Annotated in this window: 7 protein-coding genes and 3 pseudogenes; 3 read left to right on the plus strand and 7 right to left on the minus strand. The window is 60.2% G+C overall.

Annotated features, from left to right (window positions below):
* Positions 1 to 9: 9 nt before the first annotated feature.
* The 5 genes and pseudogenes from LMT64_RS14320 to LMT64_RS12620 all read right to left on the minus strand — a co-directional run.
* Positions 10 to 375 (minus strand): annotated as a pseudogene (locus tag LMT64_RS14320) (hypothetical protein); the annotation flags it as partial.
* A 15-nt stretch (positions 376 to 390) separates the two neighbouring features.
* Positions 391 to 1,164 (minus strand): IS982 family transposase, encoded by a 774-nt coding sequence (locus LMT64_RS12605; protein ID WP_229253358.1) that lies wholly within the window; start codon positions 1,162 to 1,164, stop codon positions 391 to 393.
* Between the two features lie 47 nt (positions 1,165 to 1,211).
* Positions 1,212 to 4,826 (minus strand): Eco57I restriction-modification methylase domain-containing protein, encoded by a 3,615-nt coding sequence (locus LMT64_RS12610; protein ID WP_229253567.1) that lies wholly within the window; start codon positions 4,824 to 4,826, stop codon positions 1,212 to 1,214.
* Positions 4,823 to 7,633, minus strand: coding sequence for a helicase-related protein (locus LMT64_RS12615; protein ID WP_126353260.1), 2,811 nt, complete (start codon positions 7,631 to 7,633; stop codon positions 4,823 to 4,825). The genes LMT64_RS12610 and LMT64_RS12615 overlap by 4 nt, the downstream gene beginning before the upstream one ends.
* A 2-nt stretch (positions 7,634 to 7,635) precedes the next feature.
* On the minus strand, positions 7,636 to 12,747 hold the full coding sequence (locus LMT64_RS12620) for a DEAD/DEAH box helicase (protein ID WP_126353258.1): 5,112 nt from the start codon (positions 12,745 to 12,747) through the stop codon (positions 7,636 to 7,638).
* 484 nt (positions 12,748 to 13,231) lie between these two features.
* On the opposite strand from LMT64_RS12620, the gene LMT64_RS12625 reads away from it, so the two are divergent.
* The 3 genes from LMT64_RS12625 (at position 13,232) to LMT64_RS12635 (ending at position 16,659) form a co-directional block, all read left to right on the plus strand.
* A complete protein-coding gene (locus LMT64_RS12625) occupies positions 13,232 to 13,999 on the plus strand; it encodes a ParA family protein (RefSeq protein WP_126353256.1) in 768 nt (255 codons plus the stop codon).
* The gene (locus LMT64_RS12630) at positions 13,996 to 14,910 is read left to right on the plus strand and encodes a ParB/RepB/Spo0J family partition protein (RefSeq protein ID WP_126353254.1); all 915 of its coding nucleotides are present in this window, start codon (positions 13,996 to 13,998) and stop codon (positions 14,908 to 14,910) included. Before LMT64_RS12625 ends, LMT64_RS12630 begins: the two co-directional genes overlap by 4 nt.
* Positions 14,911 to 15,366: 456 nt before the next feature.
* A complete protein-coding gene (locus LMT64_RS12635) occupies positions 15,367 to 16,659 on the plus strand; it encodes a replication initiator protein A (RefSeq protein ID WP_126353251.1) in 1,293 nt (430 codons plus the stop codon).
* Between the two features lie 80 nt (positions 16,660 to 16,739).
* Here the strand turns inward: LMT64_RS12635 and LMT64_RS14325 are convergent.
* Positions 16,740 to 16,823: pseudogene (locus LMT64_RS14325) on the minus strand (hypothetical protein); the annotation flags it as partial.
* 206 nt (positions 16,824 to 17,029) lie between these two features.
* A pseudogene (locus LMT64_RS12645) lies at positions 17,030 to 18,142 on the minus strand (IS3 family transposase).
* Between the last annotated feature and the right edge of the window lie 61 nt (positions 18,143 to 18,203).

An 18,203-nucleotide genomic window follows, 5' to 3' on the forward strand; every position in this document is an offset into this window, starting at 1 on the left:
TTTGACTGTTCATAGTGGCCCCCACCCCCCAGCCACATCTCCCCCACTGACCCGGCTGGGGTACTCGCCCAGCCGCTCCAGCCCCAGCGTTTGCAGTTCGTCGTACACGCTCAGAATCGCTTCTTTGGTGCGGTAAGACCCGTGTGCCGCCTCGTCCTTGCGCCGCACAATCGGGAAGGTGTCCATGACATAGTCCACGTCCTCCCGCGCAATCCCGTACAGGATGAAGTACAGCGCGTCCAGTTCGGCCCGCAGCCAGAAGCGCCGCTCGTCGTTCCAGACGAACGGTTCGCCCCCGTAGCCCAGGTCACGCGCAAAGGCCGTGAGGTCGTGGGCGGTGTAGGTCAGTTCGAGGACGCGGGGAGTGATGAAGGATGATAGATACGCCGTTTAGAGCCTAGCAAGATTGTGGGCGAGTACGGCTAAGACGACGCGGAGCTTAAGTGAACCCAGGGTTTTGGTTTGGGCAGAGCGGATTTGAGCTTCCACAAGCGCAGAGAAGACTGTTTCAATACGTTTGCGGATTTTGGGATGGCGAGAATCTCGCCATCCCGTGTCATATCTGGTGTTCTTCTTGGGCGGATACACGTAGCCCAGACAGCAATACCCCTTATCGCCAATGATGGTTGGGCCTTCAAACTCTGGCCATCTGAGATTCAGCTCATAGCTGACCGTAACGTCATGGAGGTTGGCAGGTCGGATGACGTACTGAACGATTTGTCCACCTGGTGTGACCCAGGCGTGCAGCTTATATCCGAAGAACTCGCCCTGAGTTCCAAATCCCCATTTCGCGCCTGGGAACTGACAAAGGTGCGTGCGTTTGGGACGGCAAATGGGGAGGGGCATTGAATCAACTACGACTTCAGTGCAGGGCTGAGCTGGGCTTGCAACATGCTCTAGGAGTGGCAACAGTTTGATGCCCCTGGTGTAGGCCTGAGTGTAGGAAGGAAGACCGGGACGGTCTTCCTTGAGGATGTTCCACCAGATGGAAGGAAATGGATGCTTGAAGACGAGACGGGAGAGCAGCAGAGCAACCAGCATGGCATCTGTGACCTTCTGGTGCGGGCAGATTTTCTGGTCGCTGAAATGCTTCTTAGCCCAGAAATAGAGGTGGCGAATGACGTGCCGACGTCCTAGACTATGGTGGAGACGATATTTAGCCATGTCGTCTCTATTTTTATGTGTCTGAGACGCACTTCACCAGGGGGCGGTCAGGCCCTAAACGGCGTTAGATGATGGGTAATGGATGATGGAGGGAGAACGGGGAGTTGCTTTGTGACGTTGTATTTAAGGTGTGTCCCGCCAATTTTCTGCCGTGTAGCATAATCAAATACAAAGCTATTGACCATTGAAATCAGAGCACAAACTTTTCTGCTTGGCTCATCTGTATACATTTGAAGGAATGTATCGCCAGCCGCAAAGCGTGGATAGATTGAACCTATGTAAGTTCGCTCGTTGGTTGAGTTTGTGATGTCGCGCCAGCCCATAGACCAGCCTTTAGTCCATTCCCATTCACTGTTGCGCCTACCCTCCTTCTTGCCCAATTTTTCTTCCACTTCCCCCGCTTCTACCCAGTACCTCGGCAAAGGCAAAGCGTTTGCGTCGGCCTTTTCTGCGCTGGTCATGTCCCGCGTCTCGCCCTCTGACGTGTAGGTCGCAAAGCGGTGGTCAAACTGGTGCATCAGCTTGGCTTCGTACAGCGGTAGCAGTTCGCTTGCGCCTTTGCGGTAGCGGTTGCCGTGCAGCGCAAAGCCGTCTTCTTCCAAGTCTTTGGCGGTTTTGAATAGGCCAGAGTCGTTGGACATGTGGAACATTGCCATAAACCGAATGCCCCAAGGATTCTCGCCTGTGGCCTCGTTCAGCAGCACAGGCACGCGCTGGTAAATCTCTTTGGTGATTCGGGCATCTCTGGCGCTGCGGAACACGGGCGCGGTGCGGGTGTTGGGGTTCAGCAGGGCGATTTCCTGCGGCGAGAGGCTAAAAACCTTGTCAGGGTCGCGCACTTCTTCGGCATTGAGCGCAAAGAAAACGAACTGGGCGGCGCTCTGCTTGTCATCCTTACCGCTGACGCTGAGCGTGCAGAACTTAAATGAGCGGTGTACGCCGGGGAAAATCGCGTTGCGGTTCTCAAAGTCGTACAGACTCACCAGATTTTGCCCGTTCATCATGTCCTGAAAGAAAAACTTGGTGGTGTCGTCGGTGGCTATGCCCGTAGGCACGATAATGCCCATGCGCCCGTAAGGGTTCAGGCTGTCGCGGTTCGCCTCGCTGAAAATGGCGTAGGTGTTCACGTCGCCGCGCCCCGTCAGCGGGTAGCGCCCGCTGGCACGGATGAAATGGCTTTCGCCTTCGGCTTGGCGTAGGTCGCGCAAAAAGTCGGCGTAAATCTGGGGGCGCTCGGTCTTGAGGTCTTTAATCAGCTTCGTGCGGGCGGCAGCGTTGGGCGCGGTGGCGATTTCGGGCACACGCTGGGCGAACCATTCCTTTTCTTGCAACTTGATTCTTTCCCACGGCGGGTTGCCCAGCACGCAGTCGAAGCCGCCTTTGCCCGCGTCGCCAAACACGTCGGGGAACTCGATGTGGGGGTGCAGGAAGTGGTACTGCGCGGCAGCCTCGGCCACGGCCTGCCGGAGGGGGGCGAGGCTCTCGGCCTGCGGGTTGGCTTTCAGGGCGTGCAGGGTGTAGGTGGTAATGGCAGGCGCGCCCGCGACTTTGGGCAGCACGAAGGCGGCGGCCCAGGCATCGGCCAGCAGTTTTTTGTTCTGCATGTGCGGATTGCGCTGAATAGTGGCCCAGGTGCTTTCCTGCGTCTGCACATGCAGCAGGTCTTCAGGTTCGATGTTGCCCAGTGCCCTCACCATCGCGGTGATAGGGGCCAGGTCTTCGGTGAGGTTAAAAAGGGCTTGCGCTCCGTGCGCCTGCTTGATGAGGTCTTCGCGCTCGGCCTTGTTGCGCTTTTTCAGCTCCGAAACGGTCTTTTTGTCGTCGCCTTCCAACGCGGCAAAGGCGGCGTCGGGCAGGTGCAGCGTCTGGGCACGCACGGCGGGCACGGGCATCCCGCGCTTGGGCTTTTTCTCTGGAATCTCGTCTTCGGCGTTCATCAGGTCTGGCGTGGTGCCCAAGAGGCTATTGCCCACGCGCAGGCGGTGGTCCAGGAAGGCCAGCGGCTTGCCTGCGTCCTGCGCTTCCAGCCACAGGGCGACCTTTGCCAGCTCAATCGCCATCGGGTTGATGTCGGCTCCGTAGATGCAGTGCGCGATAACCGTGCGGGTGGCGCGGCGCACCGCACGGGGGCTAGGCTGGCCCGTCTCCTCTTCCAATTCGGCCAGCCGCGCCCCGATGCGGCGGGCGGCGGCAATCAGGAAGTGGCCGCTGCCACAGGCGGGGTCAATCACTTTCAGGTTCTTGAGGGCGGCGATGGCCTCTTCGGGGAGCTTGTTCCGCACCGCATCCTCTATCACCGGGTCCAGCGCCGATTCCAGCAGCAACTCAATCAGAGAGCTGGGCGTGTAGTAGCTGCCGGTGGTCTTGCGCTCGTTGCCAGGCAGCACCGCCAGCGAGAAGCGCGGGCCGACCTCAATACGCGGCACCAGTTCCAGCAGGCTTTCGTAGATGCTGCCCAGTTCCTCGGAGTCCAGACCCGCGTAGTTCACGAGGCGCAGGCTACCGTTCACGCTGATTTCGCTCAGCGCCCGAAGAGCGGCGTAAAAGTCAGCGTTGCTGAGCTTGAGGCCACTGAGGGCGTTCGGCTGGAACAGCAGACTTCCCAGCGCAGGCAGGCCCAGCGGCTCGAACCCCGTGCGGAGGTAGCCCAGCAAGCGCTCCCAGGCGGCGTAGGCATCGGTGTGGTGGACGCTGCCCGTCACGGCCCCCGCCTTCTGCCGCAGGGTGCGGGTCAGGTAGTGGGCGGCCCGCGCACGGGTGACGGCGTCGGGCAGGTACTCGCCGTCCTCGCGGCGGGCGAACAACAGGTCGCGGTCTTCCGTCACGAACAGGAAGACCAGTTGATACACAGTGTTCAGGCAGGCACGGTAGAGGTCAGCGGCGGGCAGCTCACCCGTGCGGGTTCTCTCCAGCAGCTCAGGATTACGGCGCAGGAAGCCAGTGCCCAGGGCTTCTACCGCCTGCTTGACTCCATCGCGCAGGGTATCGTTGGCCCGCTGACCCAGCTCCTTACTGGCCTCGTTCCAGGCTTCCAGCGGCCCCAGTTTGCCTCCGCGCAGGCGGGAGCGGTGCAGCAGCAGCCACAGCACCCGGAAGGCGCGGGCGTCCTCGGTCCGCATGATGTCGCCTATCTGAAACTCGGCGTAGGCGGGGCGCGTCACCTGAGCGTTGTCGCGCAGCAGCCGCAGCGTCTCGCCGTTGGTGACCAGACCCCACAGGTGCTGTTCTTCGGCGTTCAGGTAGCCCTGCATCAGCCCGTGGGGGCTGACCCGCACGCCCGTTTCGTCCGTCACCCGGTCCAGGTCAGCCTGGCGGGTAAAGTGCAGCGGCACGTCGCCCGTCTCCGAGAGGTTGCTTACCGCGTATTTGCCGCTGGCGGTTCCTGCCCCCACAAAGGAATAGCTCAGCACTCTCAGCAGCGGGCGCACCCACCCCGCCCAGACATCGGTGCCGTGCTGCTGGTAGCGTGCCCAGGCCTTGCGGGCATCGTCCCAGGCATCCTGCACCGCTTCTTCCAGGGTGACTTTGGGCGGTAGGTCATAGCTACTGGGGCTTGCCCCTGCCAGCTTGGCGGTCTGGGCACGGTCAGAGAGTTGCAGCAGGAAATCATCGGTCAGGCCCAGCGCATGAACCTGAACGTGTTGAAGCTGAGTCGGACTCACTGGATGCCTCCAACCTTAGGCACGGGCAAGAAGAGGTACACGCCCAGGCGGTCGGGTGAGCCAGGCGGTTCCACCGTGTAGGTCACGCCCTGACCCCTGGCGGCTCCGCGTACCCGCTCGTGGGCTTCCAGTAGGGCGGCAGCCCGCTCCTGGGCGCGGTTCATCAGCAGGTCGTCCATGCCGCGCAGGTCGCTGAGCGTGCGGGTCAGCCGCTCGGTCTTCTGCTCTGGGGCCAGATTGCCTTCAGGGGTGAGGGTCAGCAGAGCGCGGGTCTGCTCCGGGGTCAGCCAGGTCGGCTCCTCGGCGCGACCCGCGAAGGCCAGCAGGTCGAGTTCCTCGGCCAGGGTCTGCCAGGTGCGGTTCCCCTTGCGCCCCGTCAGGTGAAAGCGGTGGCGCAGCAGCAGCAGGGTGGTCTGGGTAGTCACGCCAGAAGTGCGAATCACGCCCACGCGCTTGGCGGCGGCCTCCTCTGGGGCCTCCAGCGCCTGACCCAGCACAGTACTGGCAAGCTGCTCCACTAGCGGGTGGTTACGGGCCAGTGGCACCACGCCTCTGTCCGCCTGCGGACTGAAACGAAAGCGCCGCGCTGAGCGCAGAAAGTCGCGGAACTCGGCCCTGATGTCTGCCTGTGCAGGGTCGGCCACGAAGCTGCCGTCCAGCCGTGGGCTGACACTGACTCCAGCAGTGCCCAGCGCCTCTAGAACAAAGTCCTGCGCGGTGTGGGCATCGCCCAGCGCCTCGCGAACCGCCGCCAGTTCTCCTGCAACCTCTTCAGGGCGGATGCTGTTCTGTGCAAAGCGGCTGCGCGACTTCTTCTCGCTTTCTGCCGCGTCACGCCATTTCACATCGAAGGCCTGCACCTCCTCGAACAGCAGCGGCTGAATGGCTTCGCGCGAGCCGGTTTCCAGCACGCGGCTGAGCAGCACGTCCAACAGGCTCTCGGCTTCTTCGGGGGCGGGAATGCTGGTGCCCAAAGTGGCCCGAATCAGGCGGTGCTTGCGCACCAGCACGTCCAGAATCAGGGTGTCGATGCGGTTGTCTGCGCCATACATGATGAGCACCCGCACTTCTGGTGAAAGCTGCCCGTAGCGATCCACGCGGCCCTCGCGCTGGTCGAGGCGGGTGGGGTTCCAGGGCAGGTCATAGTGAATGACCGCGCTGAACACGCTTTGCAGGTTGATACCTTCAGAGAGGCAGTCCGTTGCCACCAGCACGCGCCGCTCGTGCTGGGCCAGTTCCTCAATGCGGGCCACTCGCTCGTCAGGGGTCAGGCGGCCTGTGACGGCCATCACTTCAGTGTCTTTCAGCACGCTCCCCAGGTGAACTGCGACCGCCTCAGCAGTGGCGATAAAGCGGCAAAAGACGATAGGCGCGAAGCCCTGCTTCACCAGTTCGGTCACCTGAGTAGTCAACAGTTTCAATTTGTTGTCTTTAGGTCCGGCCAGGGCGTCGGCCCGCTCCGCCAGTTGCAGCAGTGTACGGGTAGCCTCGCTCTCCTGGCTGTCCACCTGTGCTCCTGGGGTCACGTCCAGCGCCCCTTCCTCGCCTTCTTCGGGATCCAGGACCAGCTCGCGGCCCAGGCGGTCAATCACAGCTTCTTCGGTTTCTCCTTCACCACTGGCCCGCTCACGCAGGGTGGCGGCGGCGGCCTGCGGACTGCTCGCCAGGGCACGCAGCAGTCCTAGCGCCGCCCACCAGCGAATGCGGGTACGGCTCTGGGCTTCGCCGGGTACCTGCACGCTCTCGCGGGCGTAATCCAGCACGTCGTCGAACAGAGCTGCGTAGTCGGGATGCAGGGTGTACTGGAGTTCCGCATCATGCCGCCTGGGGAAAGGGGTACCCTCCTGCAAATACTCAGTGATGTCCTTGCGGCCCCGCTGCACCAGGTGCCTCGCCAGGGTGGCGCGGGCACGCTCATTCTGAGCACCGCTAAGGTCCAGCGGCAAGCTGGCGAAATCAGGATTCAGCAGCCGCAAGAGACTTCTAAACGCGTCTTCCTTGCCACCGTGCGGCGTGGCGGTGACCAACAGCAGATGCCTCTCGGGGTCAGCGGCCAGTTCTTCCAGCAGGCGGTACCGCTGGTGGCGCTTGGTGCCCAGGCCTGCGCCTTCCGCGCTGGCGTGCGCCTCGTCCACAATCACGAATTCCGGCGCGTTGGTCAGGAAATCCTGCCGCCAGCGGTCCGATTTGACCAAGTCTAGGCTGACTACGGTGAACTTGTAGCGCTCGAAGATGCTCTGGCCGGGATTGCAGCCGCGCTCCAGGCGGCGGGCGGTGCCCGGCAGCACGGCGACCGCGTCTATTCCGAACTTGACCCGCAGCTCCTCCACCCACTGGTCGGCCAGGTGCGGGGGGCACAGCACGGCCAGGCGGTCTATCTCACCCCGGTCCAGCAGTTCGCGGGCAATCAGCGCCGCTTCTACCGTCTTGCCAATCCCCACGTCATCGGCAATCAGCAGGCGCGCTGGACTCTGACGCAGCGCCATCAGCAGCGGTACCAGCTGGTAGGGACGGGGCTCAAAGCCCAGCCGGCCCAGCGAGCGAAACGGCCCCGCACCACTGCGGACGGCCAGCCGCGCCGCGTTCAGCAGCAGTCTGGCCCCGCTGGCCGTACCGAAGGCAGTGGGCGTGGGGTCATCGAAGGCGGCGGTGCGGACCTTTTCTCCACCTTCTCCGGCGTAAAGGCCCGTAACTTCCGCGTCGCTGCCTCCCAGGGGCTTGAGTAGCAGAAAGTCCGCGCTGCTTTCGGGGAGCACCACCCAGTCGCGCCCACGTGCACGCACCATCGAACCGATATCAAAACTCATAGTCAACCTTCTCCAAACATAAAGGCGTAGCGCGCCAGGATGGCAGGCCACTCGCTCTGGTTGTAAGTAAATGTGATGACAGTGTAGCCAGCCAGTTCCAGCTCCTCGCGCTGGCGGGCATCCGTAGCCGTCTGGCCTGGTAGCTCGTGGTGCGGCCCATCAATAAAGACGACCGCTGCCTCATCCGCGTAGGCAAAGTCCGGGCGGACGTAGTGGTCTGGAATCAGGGGCTGGGCGTGAGATGGGAGCCTTCTCCCCTCCGCTTGCAAGAAGCGCAGCCACTCCCGCTCCAGCTCACTGTCACAGCGGGCCAGCAGAGTGTCCAGGTGATTTTCCTCCTGCGCTCCCTGCACAGCGACGCGCGCTCCTTGCAGGGCCAGCAACAGGTCACGCATCAGGAACCGGTCCAGCAGTTCGTGCATGCCCTGATTGCCGTAGGTCATCAAGCAGTCATAGCAGGCGGCGGCGCAGCGCTCCGCAGCGTGGGGAGCGTGCCCCCTGTCTTCACCCGTGCCGGGGTCAAAGTGCAGCAGCTCCAGCGCCTGATGGGCCACCCGACCGAGCGCACCAGAGCTGAAGACCAAATCCTGCAAGACCCCGGCTCCTCCTTCAGACGCTTCGTACAGCAGAATCTGCTTTGGATTATGACCGTCCGGCAGGAGCTCGGCGGCCAGCTCGCTGTCTTCAAGCTGGTAAGCAAGCTGAATGGCGTTCTTGAGGGTGCTCATCAGGGTTGCCATCTGGGCAGCATCCGCAGGAAGAGCGGGCTCAATCAAGAGGACATTACGGGTGTCTTCAACGTAGGGAATGACCTTCTGCGCGGCCACCTCACGGCCACCTGCGGCTTTTTGCTTCTTCTGGTAAGCCTCTTTGCTGAGCCACTGTGACGTCTCGGGGTCGAACAGAAAGCCGAGTTCCTGCTTGTTCTCACGGTTGCGCCAGCCGTAGTTGATGCGCCAGAGCGTCGCCCCATCCCCGTAGGTCAGGTTTAAGAGTGGCGTGCCTGCATCTGAAACAGCCTGCGCCTGCACACGGTCCGACTTGCCACCACGCGAGGCGAAGCGCAGGCCACTTTTCACATCAAACCCGATGCGGCGGCGCTCTTCTTCGTCACTGCCGATGCGCTCACGGCGGCGGGTCGCCACCGAGGTCATGCGAAACAGGTTAGGCTGCGCGGGTGCCAGGGGCGCACCGCAGTTTTCGCATACATCTCTGGCCTCCGCCCCCGTACCGTGATGCAGATAGCCACACCGTTCACAGCGCTGGGCGCTCACGGTCGGAAGTTCACTGGTTTCGCCACGTGCGGGCACGATGACCTTGTTCGCCTCATACTTGGCCCCATTGTGATAGACGATGGCGTTAGGCCCGAACTCCGAGAGAGCCAAGAAGCGGGGGCGTGAAAGGTAGCTGTCGTTCTTGGCCTTCAGCCCCCGGCGCCCAGGAATGTAGGCCGACAGGGGCAGGCGGGCAAAATTGTAGCCAGGCAGGAACCCTTCCGAAGCCAGGTAGCGGTAGGTGCTGAAATCGGAGAGGTCACCATCGGGCTTACGCAGCAGTCCCAACTGGGTGTTGGCCTCGGCGTGCAGCCGCTGCGCCTGCTCACGGAGGTGCCCTTTGGTGGCATCAGCCAGAACGGCATTGTTGAGATGCAACTGAGACAGAGCGCTGCGGTACAGGTCACGCCAGCGGTCAAGGGCGCGGTCGAACTCATGGGCAGCCTGCCTGACGGTGTAGTCGAGCCATTCGTCGCTGTACCAGGTCGCCTGACTGAGGCTGGGGCCAAGGCTGCTGAGCAGTTGGCCGGCCCGAAGTAAGGTGCGGCGGCGCACCCCCTCATCCCCGAACGGAATCAGCAGGTCAGGCAGCAGTGCTAGACTCGGCTCTTCACCGCTCACATCCAGCAGGTCAGCCACCGAGACAGGCAGCTTCTTTCCTGTCTCGGCCAACCAGATGGCGTGGACGTGCGAGCGCACCAGCGCCTCATTGCCTAGCTCGATACGCGGCGTGGAGACGGTACCGCTCACCATCTGCTCTGGGCGGCGGAAGAAATACTGGTCATGGTTATTGCCCGTCGTCGCGTAGGTCATGACCAGCGCAGGCTGCCCGCTGCGCCCGGCGCGTCCAGAGCGCTGGGCGTAATTGGCGGGGGTCGGCGGCACGTTCCGCATATGCACCACGTTGAGGCTGCTGATATCTACCCCAAGCTCCATCGTTGGTGAGCAGAACAGGGCTGGTAAGGCGCCGCTGCGGAAGGCTTCTTCGCGCTTCTCACGTTCCTCGGGGCGGATTTGAGCGGTGTGTTCCGCTCCATACAGGTCTCTAAACTCGCTGGCTGGCTGCTGGTACAGCGACAGAAAAAAGGAATTGACCCGTGGCGCGTCCGTGCCCGTAGGCCGCACCACCCTCAGCGTGTCGAGGGACGCCTCGGTGCCTGGACCAGCCTCCCACATGAAACTGGTGCCCTTGAGCTGGTACGCGCCAGCCTCCACCTCTTCGATAAATTCAGACAGGGCATGGATGAGGTCATGCAAGATGGCTTCAATGTCGGGATACCCTAGCTTCTGACTCCAGGCCAGCGTCTCGGGCCGCCTGAGATAGCGGCCCACCGACCCCTGAGCGCTGAGGGTCAGGCGACCGGAAAAGCGGTTCTCCGAGCGGGGGAGTGAGCCGAGAACGACGCGCTTGGAGATGGTAAGGTTGTTCGCTTCCTCAGGTGGTAAGGTCAGCGGGCTGTCTTCCCTTATCAGACCACGGTTCAAAATCACAGTTTGCAGATAATCTACGTCCAGATAGGGCGCTTTGATGGCGAGATTCTGCCGCATCCAGTCCAGCAATGCCTTGGCAACACGCTCACGCACTTCCACGATGCCGCTTCTGACCACCGACAGGGCCGGATGTGCACGCTCCCAGAGGTCCTGCGCCTCACAGACTTCGCGCAGATACGGGTAACTGAACCGCACCAAATCCACCCCTTCCAGGTTGGGCAGGGTGAGGCGGCGGCCCTCGGCCAGATCGCTATATAGCGCGTAGCCAATCAGGTTGTGTGCCATTTTGATGGTGCGGTCACGTTCCCCAAAACGGGCATTGGGGTCACTCGCGAAAGAGGCAAAATCAGGCTCAAGGGCCGCAAAGACTTTTTGTGCCACGTTCTCCAGACCGAGCGGTTCCTGTTTCAGCGCACGGGCCAGCGCTGCCCGCAGCGAGGCCGTGAACACGAAATCGTTGAAGTGCCCCGCCTGCAACGAAGCGTCCTGGCGGTTATCGGTAAACGAGAGAATTTTTCTGGCTTCCTCGCTCAGGTCGGACTTTCTCAGCCCCTGCACCGCCGCCATGCTCAGCAGGGTGGTGGCGGTTGAGCGGCCCTCACTCGAAAGGGTGGACAGCTTGGTCAGCTTACCTGTGCGGCCCAGATAACTGACCCCGCAGCAGAGGCAAAAACGGAACTCGCCCTGAATGAAAGCAGCCTGTACTCCTTGCTGGGTCTGCTCCCCTAAACCGTTCAGGCGCACAGGATAAGGCAAATGTTTACGCTGACTTGACTTGATGTGGAACCCGCCGTTCCTTTCTTCAATCCAGTTTTCAGGCAGACGTTCTATGACCAGCTCTTGATCGGTAGGCCAGGCTGGAGTGCCCAGGTACAGATAACCGTCTTCAGAGGTGCTCTCCTGTCCCCAGCCGTTTCCGCGTGCCAGAAACGCTTCGCGCCCAGTGGCAGGGTCTACCGAACGCCTGACAGAGTAGTAGTCCTGCCCGCAATTGCGGCAAAACTCCAGTGGATAGAGGCGCAGGCGGCGCTCACTTCCCGGGGCATACACCTGTCCCTGCAAGGTGAGGTGCGGCAGACGCTCGGCAGCAGGGAGCAGAGGCGCATATACCGTCGCCGCCTTACTGATGAACTGGTGGAGCCTGAAGGCGAAGATGGGGCGGCCTGTCTCAGGATGCCGTAAAGCATTGCCCTGAAGCAGCCTGCTCTGCAAGGCTTCCTGGCACTGTACGGCAGGCAGGCCCGTTTCCGTACGCAGAAGTTCAGCAAGACCGTTCTCACCCGTGACAGCCCGTGGCGGTTTGCGGTCATAACGCCCCGCGGCCTCGTCCCACTCCAGGCCCACATGGTCTTCAAGCCAGACGACCAGGGCATCACGCACAAACGCATCAAAAGTTGCAGGTACGGGTTGAGTGATGGCGGCCCGCAAGTCTGCTGGATCCGGCTGCCCATGCGTCGTCCGTTCGAGCGTTTCGCCAATGACCTGCTCTGGCGTCATCTCTACCCCAAACAGCTTGGCGGCTACACTGGCGACCGTCGATTGCCTCTCCTGATAGTTTCGACTGGAGGACATGGTGGCGCTGGTGCCTACGCAAATGGCCTCCGAAGCCTTCAGTCGCTCACGGAGACGGCGAATCAGTAAGGCCACATCCGCGCCCTGCCTGCCACGGTAGGTGTGTAGCTCGTCAAAGACAATGAACTTGAGGCCCTCAGCTGCACGAACGAGGTCCGCCTCATCCTGACGGGTCAGAATCAATTCCAACATCATGTAGTTGGTCAGCAGGATGTCGGGCGGCTCGGCAATGATGGCGTCCTTTTCCTCGCGGGATTCCTGTCCGGTATACCGCTTGAAGGTCACGAGGCCACTCTCGCCCAGAAATTTGTTCAGTTCCTCAACCTGACTGTTCGCCAGCGCGTTCATAGGGTAAACCACGATGGCCTGCACCCCACGCCCGCTGCCGAACCGCAGCACATGGTCCACAATAGGCAGGATGTAAGTCAGCGATTTGCCGGACCCTGTGCCTGTGGTCACGACATAGGAACGCCCCTGCTGCGCCATTTCGGTCGCCGCTCGCTGGTGGGCGTGCAGATTGAGCGACCTGGGCGGATGGCCTGCCTGAAACAGTTCGGCACACTGTGGGTGGAGCAGTCCTTCTGCCACCAGGCTGGCCACACTCCCACCTGACGTGAAGTTGGGATTGAGCTGTACCAGTGGTTCAGGCCAAAAGACTCCACTTTGCATCTGACCATCGACGTAATCCCGGATGTCACGGTCACGGATATGCACGAACGAGGAGACGTAGGAGGCGTACTGGTCTATTACTTCCTGACGCAGCTCAAAGATATTCATCTCGCGCGGCCAGTCGAGTCCAGAAGAGGTAGAGGTAGGGTTATCATAGGATGAGAAATATTCTATGACCTGAACAGCGAATCTGCGGCCCAACCTGAGGAATAGGGGATTTCCAGGTCAGGCTATCTACAATTTCCAAAGGGAGGCTGTGAAGTCTTACAGCTCCAGTAACGCCGCCTCCGTTGCCTTCTGAGAAAGTTCGGCAGCCGCATACAGCCGCTCGCGTGGTGTCAAAGGCTGCCCCAGGTTTGAGCGATACACATTGCCCCCAGTTTGAGGCTACACCCACCACCGAACCTACTGGGTTGTGCGTGGCCGGTACCATGCACGGGCCGTCTGAGACGAGATTCTTGCCAGCTTGCAGCGGGATTCTGCTCAGTGGAATCTTGAGCACTTACCTCTGGGGCAACGTTGCCCCAGAGAAATTTCTGCGCAGCTTCCCAGAAAATTTGCGGACATTCTTTGAAGCAGGCATCATACAGTTATGACCCAGGCAACCCAGGTACTTATGGCGTTCAACCACGCAGGAGGAGCCGCCAAGACTTCCACTGTGCGGGATATCGGCTATGAACTCAGCCAGCGCGGCTTTCGCGTCTTGCTCATTGACCTTGACCCGCAGGCCAATCTCAGTCAGTTCCTGGGTTATGGAGAGGCTCAGCCTGAGCAGACGGTCCGCAACGCCCTGATGGAGTACGCAGAGCTGCCTGACCCGGTCCACATTCACGGCATGGACCTGATTCCCAGTCACCTGGTTCTGAGCCGCAGTGACATGGCGCTAGGCGGGTACTCCAACTCAGAAGGCCGTCTGCGCCGTGCAGTCGACAAGGTGCGTGAATCTGGGCGGTACGACTTCATCCTGATTGACCCTCCACCTTCACTCAGCAAACTGACCGCCAATGCGGCCAATGCCAGCGACTGGGTGATTGTACCGATTCCTGCCAAATACAAGGGCCTCGTGGCCTTGGAAGGGGTACGTGAAATGCTTGAGGAATATACCTACACCAACGAGAACCTCAAGGTTGCGATGTTTGTGGTCACTCAGATGGACAATACCAACCACGCTCAGGAAGCCATGCAGGTCTTCCAGGCTGCCCTTGGGGACCAGCTCGCCGGTCCTATCCGCAATCGTCCTGCTGTATACAACCGCTGCCAACCGGAAGGGCGCCCAGTCGGCACTGTACCAGCCGATGCCGAAGCGAAAGCGGAGATTGTCAGTGTGGTCGATACGCTACTCGAAAGGATCAAGCCATGACTGAGAAGCCACTGTCCGCCGGGATGCAGGCCATCCTCAACAAGACCATGCAGGTCAAATCCAGCATCGATCAGGCCCAGACCGAGCGGTCACCCCTGAGGCAGCTTCCACTCGACCAGCTGAGGGCTTCCCCGTTTCAGGCCCGGTTGGATTTCACCGACATCGACTCGCTTGCCGAGGATATCGGGCTCAATGGAGTCCTGCAGCCGGTCCTCGTACGCTTACTTGGGCCGGATACCTTCGAACTGGTGGCGGGTGAACGGCGCTGGCGAGCAGCCCGACTCGCTGGCCTCGACCGCATTCCCGCGATCGTCCGCAACATGGATGATACCCAGGCTCGCTTGTATGGTCTCAAGGAAAATCTGGAACGCCAGGACCTGAACGCCTATGAAGTGGCCCACGCGGCGGTGGACCTTGTCGCCCTGGCGGTTGATCAACCGCGTGAGCAGGTCATCGCTGATCTACAAGCCCGGCGCAGCACATCTCCAGAGGTCACCCAAGCGCTGCAGGAAGCGTTGAGTGTTCTGGGGCGTGACCTCAGTGTGGCTGGCTTCCAGCGTCACTATCTCAAGATGCTCTCGCTTCCCGAACATCTGAAGGATGCTATCCAGCAGGGAGCTTCTTATGCCGCCGTCATGGCGCTGACCAAAGCCTCCTTGGAGCAGCAGGCTGAGTGGCTTCCTCTGGTCATTTCTAGTAAGTGGGGGACACGTGACGTCGAGCAGGCTCTAAAGACAGCTCGCAGCACATCGCCTTCGGATAGCCTCCAGCCTACCGATCCGGTGCAGGCGGGTGAGCGCCTGGCGAAACAGTTGAGGGCGGGCAGACTTGAGCAGCTGGACGGACGCAGACGCCGCAAGGCCCAGCGCCTCCTGGAAGAGCTGACCGCCTTACTAGAACAGGAAGCTTAAGGGGAGGGGAGAGGCTGGATATGCCACCGGGTTCCTCCCTGCATGCCGGTCACAATTCACATGCAAGCCAAGTCTCCAATCCCTCAGTTCTGTCTCGTCAATCCCTCAAAAGTGTCGCACCAATCCCTCAGTTCTGTCTCGTCAATCCCTCAAAAGTGTCGCACCAATCCCTCGGTTCTGTCTCAAATCCTGGGAATTTTTTTGGTAATACAGCCACATGTGCGAGATAGAACTGAGGTAAACGCGAGATAGAACTGAGGTAAACGCGAGATAGAACTGAGGTAAACGCGAGATAGAACTGAGGTAAACGCGAGATAGAACTGAGGTAAACGCGAGATAGAACTGAGGTATTTTTTTGAGGTAAATGTCGCTGGGGTCGGCTTTTGAGTCTTAATAATTGGCCCCTTGATTGATCAATCAAATCAATAATTATTTATCTTGATATGATCAATCAAGGTGGAAATTCGAATCAACGAACTGGATCTGACGAGGGCGGGCATCATCAGCGTGCAGCGTGACCTTGCCCCTTCGGAGATCAGTTGGGAGACCGAGTACACCATCGGTGAGGTGATGTACCGGGTCACTGGGAGTGCTTTTCATGGACGGCCTCATGGACGTGATGCAGATGTCTTGCTCGCGCTGCAAACGCTTTTTTTCAGAGCGGGCTGCCCAGAGTCGAATACGATTGAACTTTCCGCAGCTCAACTGCTTGCGGCCAGTGGGCATTCCAGAAATGGTCAATATTATGCAGGCCTGCGTGAGTCTCTGCTGCGTCTCAGTGGAGTGAAATGGACGCTGGTCAGAACGCAGTTCGATGAAAAGCGTCAGCGTCACCTGGGTGCAACGACCACGACCGGAATCATTGCAGAGATGGAGGTGATGGACCAGGCCACCGGGTCTCACCGTCCTTTCGAGCAGCGGGAACTGAGTGAAGCGTCTCCCATCAAGATCAGCTTCGTTCCCAGCTTCGCCAGTTCCATCCGCGATGGTTTCTTCCAGATTCTCGACGGTGAGTTGCTCTCCCGCCTCGGTCAACCGCAGGCCAGAAGCCTGTACCGGGTTCTTCAGGCCCACCGCGTCACTGCAGCAGGGTCTCTCGCTGGAGAACTGAGCTTCAAGTTCAAAGATTGGCTGGCGGCCTGTGGCCTGGAAGAAGAGCGGCTGGACAACTCCAAGCGGACCCTGGAGGCTGCCCACGAACGTTTGAAGGTCGAAGGGTACCTGGATGAAGTGACTATCACTGGCCGCGGGCGCACTGGCAACATTCACTACCGGTTCTCGCTGGAAGCGGCTCCTGAGCTTGTCGACGTGCTGTTGGAGCGCGGGATTACCCGCCCAGTGGCGGAGGCTCTGGCCGCTGACCATCCAGCTCGGATCAAGGTTGCCCTCAGAGTGGTGGACGAACGGTTGGAAACGGGTTGGAAACCTCGCTCGCTCCCCGCAGCTATTGTAGACGCCATCCGGAACCCTAAGAAGTGGGGGTACGCGGCTACGGAAAGCCACGAGAAGACATCGCGCAAAGAAGTTGTGGCCCGAGATAGGGCGCAAGAGGAGGAGGCCCCTTCAGAGCCACGGGAGACAGTCCTGGCTTTTCTGAAATTACATTTGCGGCGGTCGCCTTCTGACCAGGCGCTAGAAGCCCTGGCCTCACTCAGTGAAGCTGGAGTCACCGCACTACTCACTGCTTTGAAACAGGAAAAGGCTGAGGCGCTGCAGGGAGCTGAAGCTATTTTGATGGTTGAGCTTTAGGAAACAGTTTTGACGTGTCCGCATGCTGGCTGACGCCCAGGGTCGGAGGATCACTAGGGAGGGTGCCCTGGCGAACGGCCCTATTGAGCCGCACGGGGGTTATCCCATTGAGGTGCCACCAACGTCTTCCCGGCTCCAGTAGGGAGGACGACCACTCCTCGCCGTCCGGCCGCTTTCCAGGCGGCGAGGGCTTCTTGCTGGGTGGATAGGGAGTGATCTCACGGGCGTAGGTCAGGCCTAGGTCACCGAACGCTCTCGCGCGGTCCTCGAACTTGATGCCGGCGCTTTTCATCTCTAGAGCGATATCGCGGTAGGCCAGCTGAGGGTGCCCCAAAAGCGGTACCAGTCGTTTTGCGAAACTCAGCTTACCTCAGCCCGCCTGCAACAGGCGGGCAAATTCGTTCGGAGTCTGTCCATTCAGTGAAGTGTGTGGCCTGACATCGTTGTAGTCCTCACGCCAGCGGCGAAGAATCAGACGGGCCTGATCCAGATTCTGAAACCAGTGGAGGTTCAGGCATTCATCCCGAACACGTCCATTGAAACTTTCGATATAGGCGTTTTCGACGGGTTTTCCCGGTCGAATGAAGTGGTGCATGATGTCGCACTTATGGGTCCAGAGTTCCAGGGCTCTCCCTGTAAATTCTGGGCCATTGTCGGTCGTAATAGCCTGTGGTGCACCACGGAACCGCACCACAGCTTCCAGAGCAGTCACGACATCGTGCCCTGTGATGGACGTTCCAGCCTGCATCACCAGGCACTCCCTGGTAAAGTCATCCACCACGTTCAGCACACGAAATCGCTGACCAGATGCGAGCTGGTCTGTCATGAAATCCAGGCTCCAACGCTGATTAGGAGCAGAAACCTGAGGTTTCTGCTGACGCTCCCCAACATTGAGCTTCCTGCGCTCCTTCTTCCGAACGGCTAGCCCTTCGGCACGATAGATGCGGTACACACGCTTATGGTTCACGTTCAAACCTTCTCGGCCCAGCATCAGGTGAAGTCTTCGGTATCCAAAGCGTGGCCGTTCCCGTGCCAGTGCACGTAAACGTTCGACCAGAACCAGATCTTTTACTCTCTGGGCTTTTTCTTCTATAGGTCGTGCGCGAGAAGCCCAGGGCCCGACAGACTCGACGTTCACTCACGGCGAAGGTGTCCTTCAGGAAGATCGCTATCTGTTTTTTGAGAGGTGTCCTCGCCTGGGACGTGGTCCCAGGCCCTACCACGTTCGTCCAACCACCTCTTTCAGCATGGCGTTGTCCAGCGAAAGGTCAGCAACCAGCTTTTTGAGACGCTGGTTTTCCGCCTCCAGCTGACGAAATTGACGGGCTTCGTCTTTGGTCATGCCACCGTACTTGGCTTTCCAGCGATAAATCGTCCCTGGCGCGACTCCATGAAGTCGCGCCAAATCGCTTATAGGCGTGCCCGCCTCAAGCTGTCCAAGGATGTCCAGAATATGTGCTTCGGTATACCGTTTGCCGTTCATATGCCTCCCAGTCTGCTGCTGAATTCGCAATCAGACTGGCACCGAAAACAGGGGCAAGGTC

Source organism: Deinococcus radiophilus (genome assembly GCF_020889625.1).
Taxonomy (GTDB): Bacteria; Deinococcota; Deinococci; order Deinococcales; family Deinococcaceae; genus Deinococcus; species Deinococcus radiophilus.